This is a genomic window from Aliidiomarina halalkaliphila, from assembly GCF_007096385.1.
Lineage (GTDB): Bacteria > Pseudomonadota > Gammaproteobacteria > Enterobacterales > Alteromonadaceae > Aliidiomarina > Aliidiomarina halalkaliphila.
Window position 1 is genome coordinate 236,251 of sequence record NZ_VJWL01000003.1, and the last position, 16,868, is coordinate 253,118.

14 protein-coding genes are annotated in these 16,868 nt (G+C 50.7%); 10 read left to right on the top strand and 4 right to left on the bottom strand.

Annotated features, from left to right (window positions below):
• Positions 1-6 precede the first annotated feature (6 nt).
• A complete protein-coding gene (locus FM042_RS09755) occupies positions 7-750 on the bottom strand; it encodes a ferredoxin--NADP reductase (RefSeq protein ID WP_143236237.1) in 744 nt (247 codons plus the stop codon).
• Between the two features lie 148 nt (positions 751-898).
• Between FM042_RS09755 and FM042_RS09760 the strand changes: the two genes are divergently transcribed.
• Positions 899-1,867: an alpha/beta fold hydrolase gene (locus FM042_RS09760; protein ID WP_143236238.1), complete on the top strand. Its 969-nt coding sequence runs from the start codon at positions 899-901 to the stop codon at positions 1,865-1,867.
• On the opposite strand, the gene FM042_RS09765 is transcribed toward FM042_RS09760, so the two are convergent.
• Positions 1,844-3,769, bottom strand: a complete 1,926-nt coding sequence (locus FM042_RS09765; protein WP_143236239.1) for a M48 family metallopeptidase — start codon at positions 3,767-3,769, stop codon at positions 1,844-1,846. The two genes, FM042_RS09760 and FM042_RS09765, sit on opposite strands and share 24 nt — an antisense overlap.
• 19 nt (positions 3,770-3,788) lie before the next feature.
• The gene (locus FM042_RS09770) at positions 3,789-4,379 is read right to left on the bottom strand and encodes a LemA family protein (RefSeq protein WP_143236240.1); all 591 of its coding nucleotides are present in this window, start codon (positions 4,377-4,379) and stop codon (positions 3,789-3,791) included.
• 200 nt (positions 4,380-4,579) lie between these two features.
• Here FM042_RS09770 and gmk point away from each other — a divergent pair, with 200 nt between their 5' ends.
• The 4 genes from gmk (at position 4,580) to FM042_RS09790 (ending at position 8,322) form a co-directional block, all read left to right on the top strand.
• On the top strand, positions 4,580-5,209 hold the full coding sequence (gmk, locus tag FM042_RS09775) for a guanylate kinase (RefSeq protein ID WP_143236348.1): 630 nt from the start codon (positions 4,580-4,582) through the stop codon (positions 5,207-5,209).
• A gap of 114 nt (positions 5,210-5,323) precedes the next feature.
• Positions 5,324-5,605, top strand: a complete 282-nt coding sequence (gene rpoZ, locus FM042_RS09780; RefSeq protein WP_143236241.1) for a DNA-directed RNA polymerase subunit omega — start codon at positions 5,324-5,326, stop codon at positions 5,603-5,605.
• Between the two features lie 206 nt (positions 5,606-5,811).
• Positions 5,812-7,926 carry a bifunctional GTP diphosphokinase/guanosine-3',5'-bis pyrophosphate 3'-pyrophosphohydrolase gene (gene spoT / locus FM042_RS09785; RefSeq protein WP_143236349.1) on the top strand — a complete coding sequence of 705 codons (2,115 nt, stop codon included), beginning with the start codon at positions 5,812-5,814 and terminating at the stop codon, positions 7,924-7,926.
• Between the two features lie 3 nt (positions 7,927-7,929).
• Positions 7,930-8,322, top strand: coding sequence for a RidA family protein (locus FM042_RS09790; RefSeq protein ID WP_143236242.1), 393 nt, complete (start codon positions 7,930-7,932; stop codon positions 8,320-8,322).
• A gap of 256 nt (positions 8,323-8,578) precedes the next feature.
• Here FM042_RS09790 and FM042_RS09795 read toward each other — a convergent pair whose 3' ends face one another.
• On the bottom strand, positions 8,579-9,919 hold the full coding sequence (locus FM042_RS09795; RefSeq protein ID WP_143236243.1) for a Na+/H+ antiporter NhaC family protein: 1,341 nt from the start codon (positions 9,917-9,919) through the stop codon (positions 8,579-8,581).
• Between the two features lie 213 nt (positions 9,920-10,132).
• Between FM042_RS09795 and FM042_RS09800 the strand changes: the two genes are divergently transcribed.
• The 5 genes from FM042_RS09800 (at position 10,133) to ubiB (ending at position 16,863) form a co-directional block, all read left to right on the top strand.
• Positions 10,133-11,662, top strand: coding sequence for a carbon-nitrogen hydrolase family protein (locus FM042_RS09800; protein ID WP_143236244.1), 1,530 nt, complete (start codon positions 10,133-10,135; stop codon positions 11,660-11,662).
• 15 nt (positions 11,663-11,677) lie between these two features.
• Positions 11,678-13,753, top strand: coding sequence for an ATP-dependent DNA helicase RecG (recG, locus tag FM042_RS09805; protein ID WP_143236245.1), 2,076 nt, complete (start codon positions 11,678-11,680; stop codon positions 13,751-13,753).
• Between the two features lie 86 nt (positions 13,754-13,839).
• Positions 13,840-14,592, top strand: coding sequence for a bifunctional demethylmenaquinone methyltransferase/2-methoxy-6-polyprenyl-1,4-benzoquinol methylase UbiE (ubiE, locus tag FM042_RS09810; RefSeq protein ID WP_143236246.1), 753 nt, complete (start codon positions 13,840-13,842; stop codon positions 14,590-14,592).
• Entirely contained in the window at positions 14,592-15,218 is a 627-nt protein-coding gene (locus FM042_RS09815; RefSeq protein WP_143236247.1) for a ubiquinone biosynthesis accessory factor UbiJ, read from the top strand. Before ubiE ends, FM042_RS09815 begins: the two co-directional genes overlap by 1 nt.
• Positions 15,219-15,222: 4 nt before the next feature.
• On the top strand, positions 15,223-16,863 hold the full coding sequence (gene ubiB, locus FM042_RS09820) for a ubiquinone biosynthesis regulatory protein kinase UbiB (RefSeq protein WP_143236248.1): 1,641 nt from the start codon (positions 15,223-15,225) through the stop codon (positions 16,861-16,863).
• Positions 16,864-16,868: the final 5 nt, after the last annotated feature.

Sequence of the window (16,868 nt, forward strand, 5' to 3'; positions counted from 1 at the left end):
AAAGACTTACTTCCAATACTGCTCAACAGTGACGTTTCCAGGCTTCCGGCGCAAATTAATATTGAGATCCCGAGCCGCTAGTTCGGCTTTGGCGTCGGTAATCATTTGTGGATTACCACAGAGCATAATTTGTGCGTTTTCATCCAAGGTGCCTCCGGTGGCATGCTCGAGTTCACCACTGTGAATCAGCGACGGGATGCGCGCATGCAAGGCGCCAATGACGGGTTCACGTGTGACTACTGGCTGATACACCAGCTGCTCGGGGTAACGAGATTGCCACTGGCGAACTTTATCTTGGTAACACAGATCCGCTTCGGTGCGCACGCCATGAATCAAGTATATTTTCTCGTAGCGCTGCCAAGGCTCGTCGGTGCCGAGCATGGAAAAATAAGGACCAATACCGGTTCCGGTACCAATCAACCACAACGTTTTACCGTCGGGAATTTCACTGAGAATAAAAAAGCCGCTGGCCGGTTGGCTGACTTCAAGGGTATCGCCGGGCTGCAACTGATCCAGACGCGGTGATAATTCGCCATCGGGAACCGTTGTGACTAGAAAGTCTAAGATGGGATCGTCGGGGCTATTGACCAAGGAATAAGCCCGTTGAATGCGCTTCTCTGGACCAGGCATACCGAGTCGGACAAATTGCCCCGCGATAAAATCGAATGGGTCGGTTTTTACCCGTAAGCTGAATAAATCTGCGTGCCAGCGTTTGTTTTCGACAACGGTTCCGGTAATCCAAGTGGCCATTGAGTCCTCACTGATAACAATCTTGTAGGGCATTATGATGAATGCTTTTGCTATCAACAACAACCAGCACTTGCTGAAGTCGATGAAGAAGATTTCAATGACTGGGAAATCACGTATGCTGTGAAATATACACAGGTACTGTAGCGTTATGGAGATTCGGATTATTCGTAGTCAGCCCCCTCATTTGAGCAACCCACTGGTGCACGCCAAAGAAAGCGTAGGCATGGGCGGTATTCCGTGGCTCCATTATGAAGCGAAAACGCCGGAAGGCTTTTGCATTCGTGGGCAACGTACACTCATTCATGAAGGCTCAAGCAAACCGGTATTGCACTTTATTCATGGGAATTCTTACTCGGGATTAACCTACTTGCCCTTGTGGCAGGCGTTAAGCCCTCATGCAGATATTATTTTGCATGATACCCAAGGCCATGGTGACAGTGATCACGGTGGGTCATTTGTGGGTTGGAATCGCTCCGCGGTCATTGCCACTGATATTGGCCGGCAATTGCAACAGCACTACGCCGACCGACCATTCATAGGCGTGGGTCATAGCTTTGGTGGGGTATTGACTAGTTTAATGGCCGCTTCGGATCCCACGTTATTTAAGCAATTATTACTGCTTGATCCCATTGTGTTTACACCGGGCATGTTGCGATGGATGCAGCCGCTGCAGTGGATTCGCTTGTATAGCCACAATCCTATTGCAAAGAAGGCGCGGAAACGTCGAAATGAATGGGTATCGATCACCGACGTTATGAACTCGTTACGCGGGCGTGGGATGTTTCGGGGTTGGACAGAGGAAGCGTTGCGGGCCTATGCGGAGTATGCCACGGAGCCTTTGGCCCAAGGAGGGCGACGCTTAAAATGTGCACCTGAACGGGAAGCAGAGATCTTTTCTAGTTATGCGCGGGGGCTCTGGTCAACGTTGCCCCGTATTGAGGTACCAACGCATGCATGGATCGGTGAACGGAGTTACCCCTTTGTGCATCAGTCGATGGCCCGTTGGCAGCAACAGAACCCACACTTTTCATATACGCCGGTACCGGGGGGTCATTGCTTTATGCTTGAGCACCCAGAAGAAACAGCGCAGCGATTATTTGCTGCGCTCAAGACTTGATTCCGGGATAGGCTCGCCTATACAGGCCGAAAGAGCGGTCAGTAATTTGCGCTCCACAACCGTGATTTCACCGTCGTACTCCGCACAGGTTAACCAGGCATTGACCATGCGCTCTTTGTTCTGTGGGGTCCATTCGTTGATACGGTCCAGTACATCCGCGAGATCACCAAAACTAAATTTGGTGTGGCTAAATGGTGCCAATTTCTTTTGAAAATGGCGGGCACCCGCATGAAACGCCGCGTCGCTGTCTTGTTTGCTATTCGGATGACCATAATGAGCAAGCACTGATAATGAATACTCGGCGTCACTGACAAAACGGGTTTGAACCAATGGTACCCGTTTGTTCGGTGCAAACTGCGCGAGTACGTAGCGGCGCACAATCTGCCCCAAGCACCAATCATAGAGCGTGATCTGCTCATCCGCAGCGAGCACATCGTGCAGCGTCGCCAAAATGGCTCTTGCGTCTTGCTCGGCAAAGGTTTTTAAGGCAGGAATCGATAGTTCCACCAGAGGCAGCCGTTCTTCTAAGGGGAGATCCTGAACTTGGGCGTAGTCGTTGAGTGTGCGTGTCGCCATCTCGTCACCGTGTTGCTCACGGATCAGTGCCATTTGTTTTTCGCGCACTGCCGCGTCGGCACTCAAGGCGATGGCGAAAATAATCGCTTCTGCGCCTTGTTGCTGACGCACTTCATCGCGTAGGGCGGCGGAGACGGGGATGGCGCTACCTGCTACACGTCCGCCGGATTCACCGGCACCCAGCACAGCGCCGGTAAGAATCGTATTGAGCACGGCTTTCTTGCGCTTGTCCTGTTTGGCGTCATCTTTGCTCTTGCTCGTTTCTGCTTGCTCAGACTGTAGCTCTTTTTTTAACTGCTGTGCTGAGTTTGCTCGAAAGGTGCCATCCCAGCTCGGACGCACCCGCTTGATGCGTTTACTCAACGGGGGATGGGTAGCAAACACCGACATCATTTTATTCACTGCCTGACCAAAAAAGAGATGCGCGGCTTCATCGGCGTTTTTACTTTCAACCCGACTACCGGCTCCTGATTTCTGCAAGGCGCCAATTTGCTCCAAGGCCCCGCCAATACCATCCGGGTTGCGAGTAAATTGCACTGCTGAGGCATCGGCTAGATATTCGCGCTGACGGCTGACGGCGGCTTTGATCAGGTTTCCAAACAGGATGCCGATGGCGCCGATAATCAATAAGCCAATGCCAATAAAAGGCAATGGGTTTTTATCATTACGGCGGCTAAACATACCAGTACGGAGTAAGAGGTAACCGGCGTGACTAATAAATAAAATCCCGTTGAGGATGGCCATAATGCGGATATTCATACGCATATCGCCATTGAGAATATGGGCAATCTCGTGGGCGACGACCCCTTGTAACTGATCTCGCGTGAGATTTTCAGCACACCCTCGGGTAATACCAATAACTGCATCTCGCGGCGAGTAGCCCGCGGCAAAGGCGTTAATGCCCGCTTCGTTCTTCAGCAAGTACACGGGAGGCACCGGCATATTTGCGGCGATGGCCATTTCTTCGGTGACATTGAGGATCTTGCGCTCGAGTGGGTCGCGGCTATCTGGCGAAAGCCGCACCCCGCCGAGGGCCTCGGCCACAATGCGACCGCCCCCACGTAACTGTGACCACTTGTAGAGAACCGCGAGGCTAATCGCAGACAGGGTCATGCCCATGGCTGCGATCACAATATCCCACTGCAAGGTGAAGCTTTCGGCTTGTCCGGGTGTTTGCTGTGATGCATGCATCCCACCGGTAACGGCAGCCACCAGAAGAGCGGTGAGTGCCAACAAACTGATCACAGCTAACCCAAATAGGATAACGAGCAGGCGCGTGTTGCGCTTAGCAACAGCTTGATGTTCAAAGAAATCCATGGCGGCCATAATTACCTCAGGTTATGCGCTAGAATTTAACTTCAGGCGCTTTTTGGATTTCTTCGCGATCTTCAAACTGCAACAAAGTTGCGTCTGTGCTGTGACCAAACATATTCGCAAAAACCACCGGTGGGAAAGATTGGCGATAGGTGTTGTACGACATGACGGAATCGTTAAAGGATTGCCGCGAGAAGGCCACGCGATTCTCAGTGCTGGTGAGCTCTTCGCTCAGCTGCATCATATTCTGATTGGCTTTTAGGTCAGGATAGGCTTCCATCACCACATTGAGTCGTCCGAGTGCACTAGATAAGGCACCTTCAGCACCAGCCAATTTACCCATGGCCTGTGCATCGCCAGGGGCAGCGGCTGCACCTTTTAGTGCTGAAGCGGCTTGGTTCCGCGCTTCCACCACGGCTTCCAGGGTTTCACGCTCATGCTTTAAGTAGGCTTTAGCCGTTTCTACTAAGTTTGGGATGAGGTCATAGCGTCGCTTTAACTGCACATCGATTTGCGCAAACGCATTCTCAAATCGGTTCTTTAACGCGACAAGTTTGTTGTAAATCCCGACCACATAAATGATCAGCAGTACGAGAACGATTAGGGAGATCCATAACGCCATGATGTGCTTCCTCTTTTTTGTGAACTCAGACAGTTCAATGCTTAGGCACTGTTATAGCATGGAAGTTCGCGGAAAAACATCGCGGCCCGGGGATTTCAGTGATCACCGAATGGATGAGTGGTGGCGGAAGAATGGTGGCGCTTCAGGCTGCTTTGGTGTACTTTAAAGTGCATTCTAAGACCACCGAGAAATGGTTGCCTATGTCGAATGTGAGCGGAAACCTTTTTGTGATTGCAGCGCCCAGCGGCGCCGGTAAATCCAGCCTGATCAAAGCATTATTAGAGCGCCACCAAGATGGCTCCATGGAAGTGTCGGTGAGTACCACCACGCGGCGTCCGCGTCCAGGTGAAGTGGATGGCGTGCATTATCATTTCGTATCGGAAGAGACCTTTCTCAAACAGGTCGATCAAGGTGAGTTCTATGAGTGGGCGAAGGTATTCGATCATTACTATGGAACCTCGCGCACGGTCATTGAGAAAACCTTAGCCAATGGTACCGATGTATTTCTCGATATCGATTGGCAGGGTACTCGACAAGTGAAAGCAGCCTATCCGGGCGTGCACACAATTTTTATTTTGCCCCCTTCAAACGACGAACTAGAACGCCGATTACGCACTCGTGGCCAGGATAGTGATGAAGTAATTGCCAAACGCATGGCAAAAGCGCAGCACGAAATGTCGCACTATGCGGAGTTCAGTTACCTGATTGTGAACGAAAATTTTGATGCGTCGGTAAATAACCTAGAGCACATTGTGATGTGTCAGCGTATGCGCCGTTCGAAGCAGCAGATTCGATATCGGGAAGTGTTGCAAAATTTACTCCACGAATAGCGCTTGGCGTTATAGGGTGATTTACAGTACAATAATTGCCCTTTTCAGCCGTAGGGCTCGAAATTGGCGTGAAATGAGTATTTTTATTTAGGTTTAACTTAAGGCGGAACATAAATGGCACGGGTAACAGTTGAAGATGCAGTAGATCGTATTGGTAACCGGTTTGATTTGGTACTGGTGGCTGCTCGGCGTGCGCGTCAAATTGCTAATGGCGGAAAAGAGCCTCTAGTTGAAACCCATAACGAAAAACCAACCGTGATTGCATTACGTGAAATCGAAGCAGGTTTGATCGACGCAGAGCGTTTAGATCAAGACGATCAAGAAGAACGTTTTGCCCAAGATGAAGCGGAAGTTGCAGCAATGACCGCCCTAAAATCGAGTCATCACGAAGAATAACATATCTAAACCAGTAGGTGTTTTCACACCTACTGGTGCTTGCCCGTTGGCAAATCCTTCATTTCCCCTTATGCTCTCTGATATTCCTGTGCAATCAAAACACATGTTTTGATGTACTCTAGTTGTATTGAATCATGTGATGAGTAAGGTTGTCTGTGACGCCACAACACGGCTTGAAAACCGCGAAAAGAAGTGAGAGCGCTGTAGTGTATTTGTTTGAAGGGTTGCGCAATTTAACTGAGGCATACTTGCCAAAACCGCAGGTGGAACGCATAGAAGCTGCATTCCACGTGGCGTTTCAGGCGCATATCGAACAAAAACGGCAAAGCGGTGAACCTTATATTACCCACCCAGTCGCGGTGGCCTGCATGCTTGCGGAAATGCGCCTAGACCATGAAACACTCATGGCCGCGCTGCTGCATGATGTGATTGAAGATACCTCCGTGACCCAAGAAGATCTCGCCGAACAGTTCGGTGCCACAGTAGCCGAGCTGGTTGAAGGGGTATCGAAACTCGACAAACTCCAATTTAATAGCAAAGAAGAAGCCCAAATCGAAAACTATCGTAAAATGATCATGGCGATGGTGCAGGATATTCGGGTGATTCTGATTAAGTTGGCGGATCGTACCCACAACATGCGGACTATTGGTCATTTGCGCCCGGACAAGCGTCGTCGCATTGCCCGGGAAACCCTCGAAATTTATGCGCCCCTTGCTCATCGGTTAGGTATCCATAACGTTAAAAATGAACTCGAAACCCTTGGTTTCTGGGCCATGCATCCGTGGCGGGCGCGTTTGCTGGAAAGTCAGGTACGTAAAGCTAGAGGCAATCGCAAGGCGCTGCTCGAGCGCACCCACAACGAATTAATTTCCCGCCTTGAAGAGCAAAACATTAAGGCGCGCGTGTATGGGCGTGAAAAGCACTTGTACAGCATTTACAAGAAAATGCTGAACAAAGAACTGAAGTTCGATCAGGTGATGGACATTTATGCGTTTCGTGTGGTGGTGGACAGTGTTGACACCTGTTATCGCGTACTTGGCGCCGTGCATAATTTGTATAAGCCGATCGAAACCCGCTTCAAAGATTACATCGCCATTCCTAAATCCAACGGCTATCAGTCATTGCATACGTCGCTAAAAGGCCCTCATGGTATTCCGGTGGAAATTCAGATTCGCACGGAAGAAATGGATTTGATGGCAGATCGTGGGGTTGCTGCCCATTGGCTGTACAAAGATATCGAAGATAGCGGTACCACGGCTCAGGTGCGCGCCCAGAAATGGATGCAAAGTCTGATCGAACTGCAGCAGAGCGCGGGTAATTCCTTTGAGTTTATTGAAAATGTAAAATCGGATTTATTCCCCGACGAAATCTACGTATTTACGCCAGATGGGCGCATTATTGAATTACCGCAGGGCGCAACTCCGGTGGACTTCGCCTTTGCCGTGCATACGGATATTGGCAACACGTGCATTGGTGCACGGGTCAATCATAAGGCTTATTCCTTAAGCAAAGCATTAGAAACCGGACAAACGGTAGAAATTCGTACGGCGCCTGGTTCACGCCCCAATATTGCCTGGCTTAACTTTGTGGTGACTGCGAAGGCCCGTTTGAAAATCCGTCAATATCTGAAAAACGCGGAATCCGACGAAGCATTACAGCTCGGCGAGCGATTGCTGCGTGCTGCTTTGGGTGCCCATAGCATGGACGACATTCCTAATACGGATTTTGAACGAGTGGCTACTGAGCTCAAGCGCGAGAGTAAAGAATCGTTATTGCGCGAAATAGGCTTAGGTAATTTGATGAGCTTGGCAGTTGCCCGTCGTTTAATGGGTGATGATAAGCGCTTGAAAGCTGCTGCCGGCGATGACGAGCACGGCCGCAGTCTAGCTATTAAGGGCGCCGATGGCCTGCTCTTGACCTTCGCTAAGTGCTGCCGCCCTATCCCTGGCGACGATATTATTGCCCATGTGAGCCCAGGCCGGGGTTTGGTGATTCATCGCCGCGAATGTAAAAATGTGCGCGGTCATGAAGATGAGCCAGGACGCTATTTCCCGGTGCAATGGGATAACAAACCGGATTCTCAGTTCACCTCGGAAATTCGCGTGGAAATGGTAAACCATCAAGGGGCGCTGGCGCGGCTTACCTCTGCCATTGCCCAAACCGGATGTAATATTCAGGGCTTGAAAACAGAAGAAATTGACGCAACGATCTATTATATTGATGTGGAATTAACCATTAGTAATCGTAAACATTTAGCGGATGTCATGCGTCATATCCGCAAAATGCCCAATGTGCAACGGGTCTCTCGTTTAAGGAAATAGCCCATGTCTAAAGTGATTGTTGCCACGGAGCATGCGCCCGCGGCAATCGGAACCTATTCGCAAGCAGTAAAAATCGGTACTACGGTATATTTATCGGGGCAGATCCCTTTGGTACCAGAAACCATGACCTTGGTCTCCGATGATTTTCGTGAGCAAGCAGTGCAGGTCTTTAAGAACCTTGCGGCAGTATGTGAAGCTGCGGGTGGTGAATTGCAAAATATGGTCAAGGTTCAAATTTACCTACCTGACCTCGGTAATTTCGCCATCGTGAATGAAGTGATGGCTGAGTTCTTTAGTACCCCATATCCAGCTCGCGCGGCTATCGGCGTTCGTGCTTTACCCAAAGATGCACAGATCGAAATCGACGGCATCATGGAACTCCCCTCCACTAACTAGCTCCGTTGGCCTGGGGTTGTCCTTGAGCACGGAGCGAGAATCGCACCGTGCGGGACGCCGTGAACCCATCCGTGGGGGCTTGGCTGCCGCATCCCTGCGGCAGACACCCGCCCGGCACCGATATCTCACTCCGCACTCCGTATCTTCAGCCGCGCGTTGGTCTGGGGTTGTTCCCGAGCGCGGAGCGAGAATCGCCTCCACGAGGCTGTCCTAGCCCCGTGCTTGATGTGAACTTGGTGCCAACGCGGTGCGTTGGCTAAAGGGTGGCGGTTTCGGCTTGGGTTTCTTGGGCTTTGATGGGGCCGAACAGGAAGATTGCGACCACAGCGACAATACCAAGAATGAAGCAATAGAAGGTATTCAAACTCACTGCAAGTGGCGAAATTCCGAAGGTTGCGCCCATTAACAGCGCTTGGGCGCCGTAGGGTAGAACCCCTTGCACGACACAAGCAAATATATCTAGATAACTTGCACTTTGACGTGGCGCGACGTTTCCTTCTTTGGCGAGGCGTTTGCTGACTTCCCCTGAAATCAAAATAGTGACGGTATTGTTGGCCACGGCGAGGTTGGTGAGTGCTGTTAAACCTGCGATTCCAAAGGCTGCCGACCGATCCTTGCGACGGCTTAAAGATCCGGTTGCCCGTTCTACGGTTTTCGCCAAAAACGCCAAGCCACCTTGTTGTCGAATTAGAGCGGATAATCCGCCGATGAGCAGCGACAGCAAGAAAATTTCCTGCATGCTAGTAAAGCCAATATAGATATCTTGGGTGAAGGAAACGAGTGCGTAATCTACTGCAACCATGCCGAAGAGCGCGGCCAAGATAATACCTAAAGTAAGCACCACGAATACGTTCAGGCCTGTGACTGCCAGTGCGATAATAAAGAAGTAGGGTAGCGCTAACCAGTAGTTAGCTTCTGGGGCATCGATGGGCGCGCTTCCGGTGTCGAATAATGACAGCAGGATGATGGTTCCGATGGCTGCGGGCACGGCGATGCGTAAATTGGTGCGAAATTTATCCTTCATGGCGCAGCCTTGGGTGCGGGTCGAGGCAATGGTGGTGTCGGAGATAAAGGAGAGGTTATCTCCAAACATGGCGCCACTGACGAGTACACCGGCCATTAATGCAGGGTTAATTCCCGCGACCTGAGATAACCCAAGAGCGACTGGGGCCAGCGCGGCCAGTGTACCCATGGAGGTGCCCATGGCGGTCGACACAACAGCGGCTATCAAGAAGATACCGGGTAAAATAAACGACGGTGGAATAACCGCTAATCCCAAAGACACCATGGCATCAACCCCACCGGTAGCAGCGGCGACTGTGGAGAAGGCCCCTGCCATTAAGTAGATCAAACACATGGTGATAATGTTGTTGTGTCCAACCCCTTCTACGAAGGTTTGGATGCGGCGATTGAGCTCTTCTTTGCTTAAAATAACGGCCAGAATGATCGCGGGTAAGATCGCGACTGGGCTGGCCAGTTGATAAAACGCCATTTCTACACCTTGGCTATGTAGAACAATGCCGGTGCCGAGAAATAACGCGAGAAATAAAGCGAGCGGTAGGAGTGCTAGCGCACTCGGTTGCGGTGTGGATGACATACAGCTTCTCAATTTTGGTTTTTAGACGTCTAGAAGCATAAACATCTCAAGCTAGGATGACAACCCCTTTCGAGATAAGCGGAGTTTTTGGTGCGATCGATGAAATAAGCATAGGCTCTCCCGCTTCGCTTGCAAAGGATGTACACTCAATTAATGTGATCGTTCCTTGAAAATGAGGAGCGCAAGCAATTCTTAGATTCACGAGGTATACGGATGAGCCCAGAAGACCTGCATTTACAGCTTCGCAATTTACGCAACGAAGATTACCCGCAGTTAAAAGCATTGATGGACCGGGTGTACGATGATATTGGCGGGGCATGGGAAGAGCACACCATTCGCAAATTGATTCGTGAATTCCCCGATGGTCAGATCTGCCTTGAAGACAACGGCGTCATCGTAGGGGTTGCCCTTACGGTGCAAGTTACTTACGACAAGTTTTCCAACCCCCACCAGTACGATGATTTGCTGGGAAAGCGCGATACCATTTTGAATGAAGATGATGGCGATGCGCTGTACGGTCTTGATGTTTTGATTCATCCAGATTACCGCGGCTACCGATTGGGTCGGCGCTTGTACGATGCCCGTAAAGAGCTGTGTATTCAGGAAAACTTAAAAGCTATTCTGGCCGGCGGTCGTATTGTGAATTTCCATAAATACGCAGACGACATGACGGCCAGTCAGTATTTAGAAAAAGTGCGTCGGCGCGAGATTTACGACCCAATTTTGAGCTTTCAGTTGGCAAACGATTTTGTGGTAAAGCGCTTACTATATAAGTATATGCCCGAAGATAAAAAATCGAAGGGCTATGCCACCTTGCTCGAGTGGAGCAACTTCTTGTATGAGCCTGCGGATACGGTGATTTCGTCTCGGTCGCGCAACGTGCGAGTGGGTGCGGTGCAATGGCAAATGCGTTCAGTGAAATCGGTAGAAGAGCTGCTGCAGCAAGTTGAGTATTTCGTGGATGCGATTTCGAGTTACAAAAGCGATTTCGCGTTGTTCCCCGAATTCTTTAATGCCCCGCTGATGGGGCTTTCCGATAAAAGCCAACAGATGTCGGCGATTCGTTTTTTGGCCACCTTTACTGAGCGCTTCCGTAAGGAAATGTCACAAATGGCGGTGAGCTATAACGTGAATATCATTACCGGTTCCATGCCACTGCAGGAAGGTGATTCTCTGTATAACGTCACTTATTTGTGTCGCCGTGATGGGTCTGTGGAAGAGCAAAAGAAAATTCATATCACGCCCCATGAAAAACGTGATTGGGTTATTGAAGGTGGCGATAAGGTGCAGGTATTCCAAACTGATGCAGGTCGTGTGGGCATTCTGATTTGTTACGACGTGGAATTTCCGGAGCTGGGCCGCTTGATGGCCGATGAAGGTTTGGAAATTCTATTCGTGCCGTTCTGGACCGATACCCGTAACGCCTATTTACGTGTACGCCATTGTGCACAGGCGCGCGCGGTGGAAAATGAATGCTACGTGGTCATTTGCGGCAGTGTCGGCAACTTACCTGAAGTGGAGAGCTTGGATGTGCAGTATGCCCAATCCTCGGTATTTTCTCCGTCGGATTTTGCTTTCCCCCATGATGCAGTGATGTCGGAAACCACACCGAATACTGAAATGCTTATGTTCTCGGATTTAAACCTTGATGAATTGCGCTATTTGCATAACGAAGGATCCGTGACCAACTTAAAAGACCGCAGAACGGATATGTATGATGTGGTTCGCAAGTGGCGTACCTAGGAAGCTAATTACTGCATGAGTGCCTTAGCGGAGATCACGCTATCCACCCTGAAAGGTGTGGGGCCAAAAATGGCGGAGCGGCTGGCGAAATTGGGATTGCGCAGTGTGCAAGATGTGCTTTTTCATCTGCCATTACGCTATCAAGACCGCACCCGTATTACTCCGATTGCGAGTATGCGGGTGGGTGATCACGCCACCGTGGTAGCGGATGTGATCGACGCCAAAGTTCATTTCGGACGGCGGCGCGCGCTCTTAGTGCGTGTGAACGACCGCTCGGGTACGCTTACCCTGCGCTTTTTTCGCTTTTCTGCAGCCCAACAAAAACAGTTTGTCACTGGACAAAAAGTGCATTTGTACGGAGAAGTACGACCGGGACCAACGGGACCGGAAGTGATTCACCCAGAGTACAAACTGGTGGATGGTCACGAACCCATTCAGGTCGATGAAGCGCTCACGCCGGTGTATCCCACCACCGAAGGGGTGCATCAACTCACATTGCGGAACTTAGTGACCCAAGCCCTCAGTTATTTGAACAATAAAAGTTTACCCGAACTGTTGCCCGCTGATTTGCGGGCAGGCCGACCTAGCTTAGAAACCGCGATTCGTACGCTCCATCACCCGCCGCGAGATATCGATCAGCAACAGCTGTTAGATGGATTTCATCCCACCCAACGTCGATTAGCCCTAGAAGAATTGCTCGCCCATCAACTGAGCATGTTGTATGCGCGACAGCAACAGCAGGCGGTATCTGCGCCGGTGCTCGTACCTTCAAAAGTCCTAAAGCAACGATTCCTCGATGGCTTGCCGTTTTCCCCGACGGGTGCGCAGGAAAGAGTGGTAAAAGAAATCGAAGCGGATATGCAACAAGCCTTGCCGATGCTGCGCTTAGTGCAAGGGGATGTGGGCTCGGGGAAAACTTTAGTGGCGGCAATGGCGGCGCTGTCGGCAATTGAAGCTGGGTATCAAGTTGCCTTAATGGCACCTACGGAATTATTGGCCGAGCAACATGCGCAAAGCTTTTCCATGTGGCTCGAACCCTTAGGTGTGCGTGTGGGCTGGCTGACAGGTAAGCTCAAAGGGAAAGGCCGAGCAGCAACCCTAGAGGCATTAGCGGATGGCACTTTGGGTTTTATCGTGGGTACCCATGCGCTCTTTCAGGAAAGCGTGCACTTTCACCGTTTAGCTTTAGTGATTATTGATGAGCAACACCGCTTTGGGGTGCATCAGCGCCTTGCTCTGCGGGAGAAAGGTGAACAACAAGGCATGCATCCGCATCAACTGGTGATGACGGCGACGCCGATTCCTCGTACCTTGGCAATGACCGCCTATGCTGATTTAGCCACCTCGATCATTGATGAGCTCCCTCCTGGCCGCACCCCCGTAAATACAGTAGCCATTCCAGACAGCCGACGGGATGACGTGATTGAACGTTTGCGCCATACGGTGGTGAGCGAGCGCCGACAGGTGTATTGGGTGTGTACCCTGATTGAAGAATCAGAAGTGTTGCAATGTCAGGCGGCGGAAGATACCGCCGCCTACCTAACGGAAACCTTGCCGGAGCTGCGGGTGGGCTTAGTGCATGGCCGTCAGAAAAGTGCAGAAAAAGAAGCCATTATGCAGCAGTTTAAGGCGCATGAATTGGATTTACTGGTGGCCACCACCGTGATTGAGGTTGGCGTGGATGTTCCTAATGCCAGCTTAATGATTATTGAGAATCCGGAGCGCCTTGGCTTAGCCCAGTTGCATCAATTACGGGGCCGAGTAGGCCGAGGCTCAGTAGCAAGTTCTTGTGTGTTGCTCTACAAAACGCCGCTATCACGCCAAGGCCAAGAACGCCTTGGGGTGCTGCGCGAGAGTAACGACGGCTTTGTGATCGCGGAGAAAGATCTGGAATTGCGCGGCCCCGGCGAACTTCTGGGAGCGCGACAAACCGGTTTAGTGCAAATGAAAGTGGCGGATTTAACCCGCGATAGCGACTTAATTCCAGAAATCCAACAGATCGCACAGCAGCTCTTTCGTGATTTCCCACAGCATAGTGATGCCTTGATGCAACGTTGGTTACCCGATAAGGAACGCTATGCTTCCGTTTAATTGTACCGGGATTGCGCCCTGTGTATTGGGCAAATCGCTGCTATCGTATACACTAGGCCTGAATTTTACGAGGCAGGCAGTTTTTCATGAAAAAGCACGACGATAGTACACACTTTGGTTTCAAAACCGTCGCAAAAGACGAGAAAGCGAACATGGTTGCCGGTGTGTTCCACTCTGTTGCAGGCAAGTATGACTTGATGAACGATGTGATGTCGTTTGGGATTCATCGCTTGTGGAAACGATTCACCATTGATTGCAGCGGTGTGCGGCGTGGACAAAAGGTTCTCGATTTAGCTGGCGGCACCGGCGATCTTGCTGCAAAATTTTCTCGTATGGTGGGGCCTGAAGGAGAGGTCGTGCTGGCGGACATTAACGAATCTATGCTGCAAGTAGGCCGCGATAAGCTGCGCGACATGGGAATTGTCGGCAATGTGAGTTATGTGCAGGCCGACGCAGAGAAACTTCCCTTCCCGGATGATACCTTTGATCTGATCACCATTGCTTTCGGTTTACGTAACGTGACTGATAAAGATGCTGCCTTGCGCTCCATGCTGCGGGTGCTAAAACCTGGCGGCCGTCTCCTAGTGTTGGAATTCTCCAAACCCGACGTGGAATTATTGTCGAAGGCCTACGATGTGTATTCGTTCCATGTGATGCCACGTATGGGTGAATGGATTGCCAAAGATAAAGAGAGTTATCAGTATCTGGCCGAGTCTATTCGTATGCACCCAGACCAAGAAACATTAAAAGACATGATGCAAGACGCCGGCTTTGAGCAAGTGACCTATCACAATTTGACCGGCGGTATCGTTGCCTTGCATCGAGGTTTTAAATTCTAATGCCGGTGCTAGCGGTTGTTCGAGCCAGTATTGAACGGGCGCTCAATGTAGCGCTTGCGAACGACCCGCGCGCCAAGCAGCGTTTAGCCGGCGTGCAAGGGAAGTGTTTTCGGCTAAATGTGTCAGGACTACCGGAACCCATTACCTTGTTTTTCTACGCCGACGCTATTTCCTTGCTTGGCCCCGATTATGAATCCGTGGATGGTTCCGTCACCGTGGCATTGAGCGACCTTAGCGAGTTAAGTGACGCCAGCAAAGTGACGCAGATGATGCAATCGGGCAGAGTGACGATCACCGGCGATCCAGTGTTCGCTCAGCAAGCGGCGCAGGTATTTTTAAAGCTGGATGTGGATTTTGAAGAGCTATTTGCTCACTACCTAGGTGATGTGCCGGGCTACTGGCTGGCCCAAGGTGTGGATAAATTAAAGCAAATGAGGCCAAACGCAGCGCGTATGCAAAAACGCGCGAGCGATGTGCTTACGCAAGAGACACAACTTGCCGCGAGCCCGTTATTCTTTGCGCTCTACCAAGACGACGTGCGCGCTCTTGGTAAGCAACTCGACGCCTTAGAGAAACGTTTAGATTCAATAGCGAAGCGGTCATCAACGCCGCCGAAAACGGAGTAAGCCCGTGCGAGCTTTCCGCTTATATAAAATTTTGAGCACCTTGCTCAAACATGGAGTAGACGATTTGATACCTCGGCGCTGGTTGCCGTGGTATATCCGTTTTTGGCGCCGTTGTGCGTTTTGGTTGCGCAATCGGCATCCAGACAAGCCGTTGGCGGAACGTTTACGTATGGCGCTTGAAGCTCTTGGTCCCGTGTATGTGAAACTGGGGCAAATGCTCTCGACTCGGCATGATTTGCTCGAGCCCGATATGATCCTACAGTTGTCGATGCTGCAAGATCGGGTGGTGCCGTTCCCTGGCGAAGAAGCGAAGCGCCTGATTGAGAAATCCCTGGGTATTGCCGATATGTCGGAGCTTTTTGAATCCTTCACGGTTAAACCTTTAGCGTCTGCTTCCATCGCCCAAGTGCATTCGGCGGTGATTAAACGCCCGGATAACGGGCAAGAGCAAGACGTGGTCGTGAAGGTGACTCGGCCCGGCATCGTGAAAACTATTGATGCGGATTTGGAGCTTATGGAAGCGGTGGCCCGCTTGGCCGCGCGCTATTTGCCAGATGGAAAGCGTTTAAAACCCGTAGAAGTCATTCATGAGTATCGTAAAACCCTGTATAACGAGCTTAGCCTGGACCGGGAAGCCGCTAATGCGATTCAGCTGCGTCGTAATTTTACCGATTCGGAGTTACTCTATATTCCAGAAGTATTTAGTGAGTTTACGCGCCCCAATGTGATGGTGATGGAGCGCATTTACGGGGTGCCGGTGAATGATGTGGCACGTCTCCGTGAGCTTGGAATTGATTTAAAAACCTTAGCAGAGCGAGGCGTTGAAGTATTCTTCACGCAGGTGTTCAGAGATTCGTTCTTCCACGCAGATATGCACCCAGGCAATATTTTTGTGGATCCGGATTCGGCGAAGAACCCACGCTATTTTGCGGTTGATTTTGGCATTGTTGGTACGCTCAACCGCGAGGATAAGCGTTACCTGGCTGAGAATTTTATTGCCTTTTTTAATCGTGATTATCGCAAAGTGGCTGAGTTGCACGTTGATTCTGGCTGGGTGCCTACCGACACCAATATCGAAGAGTTTGAGTCCGCTATTCGCACCGTCTGTGAGCCTATCTTTGAGAAGCCCCTCGCTGAGATTTCCTTTGCCAATGTGTTATTGAATTTATTTAATACAGCTCGGCGCTTTGAAATGGAAGTGCAGCCTCAGTTGGTGCTGTTACAGAAAACCCTATTGTATGTGGAAGGCTTGGGCCGTCAGTTGTATCCGCAGTTAGATCTGTGGAAAACCGCAAAGCCTTATTTAGAGCGGTGGATGCAAGAGCAAATTGGCTGGCGTGCGCTGGTGCGAAGCTTGAAAGAGCAGGCGCCGTACTGGGCAGAAAAACTACCTGAAATGCCGACTTTGCTATACGATACACTGAAGCAAGTACGCAATAGCAGTCGTGATGCTCAGCAATATGCAGATGCATTTATTGAGCATCAGAAACGGGCTGCAGTAAGCCGCTGGTGGAGCTTACTGGCTGTCAGTTTAACCATTACTACCGCAGCTTTTGTGGTCGCCCCTATGATGGTGGTTTGGCCTACAGTGACTGGTTTAGCCGCCGTGTTAACGTGGTGGCGAGCGTGGTCGGCGAAACCTTAACGAAT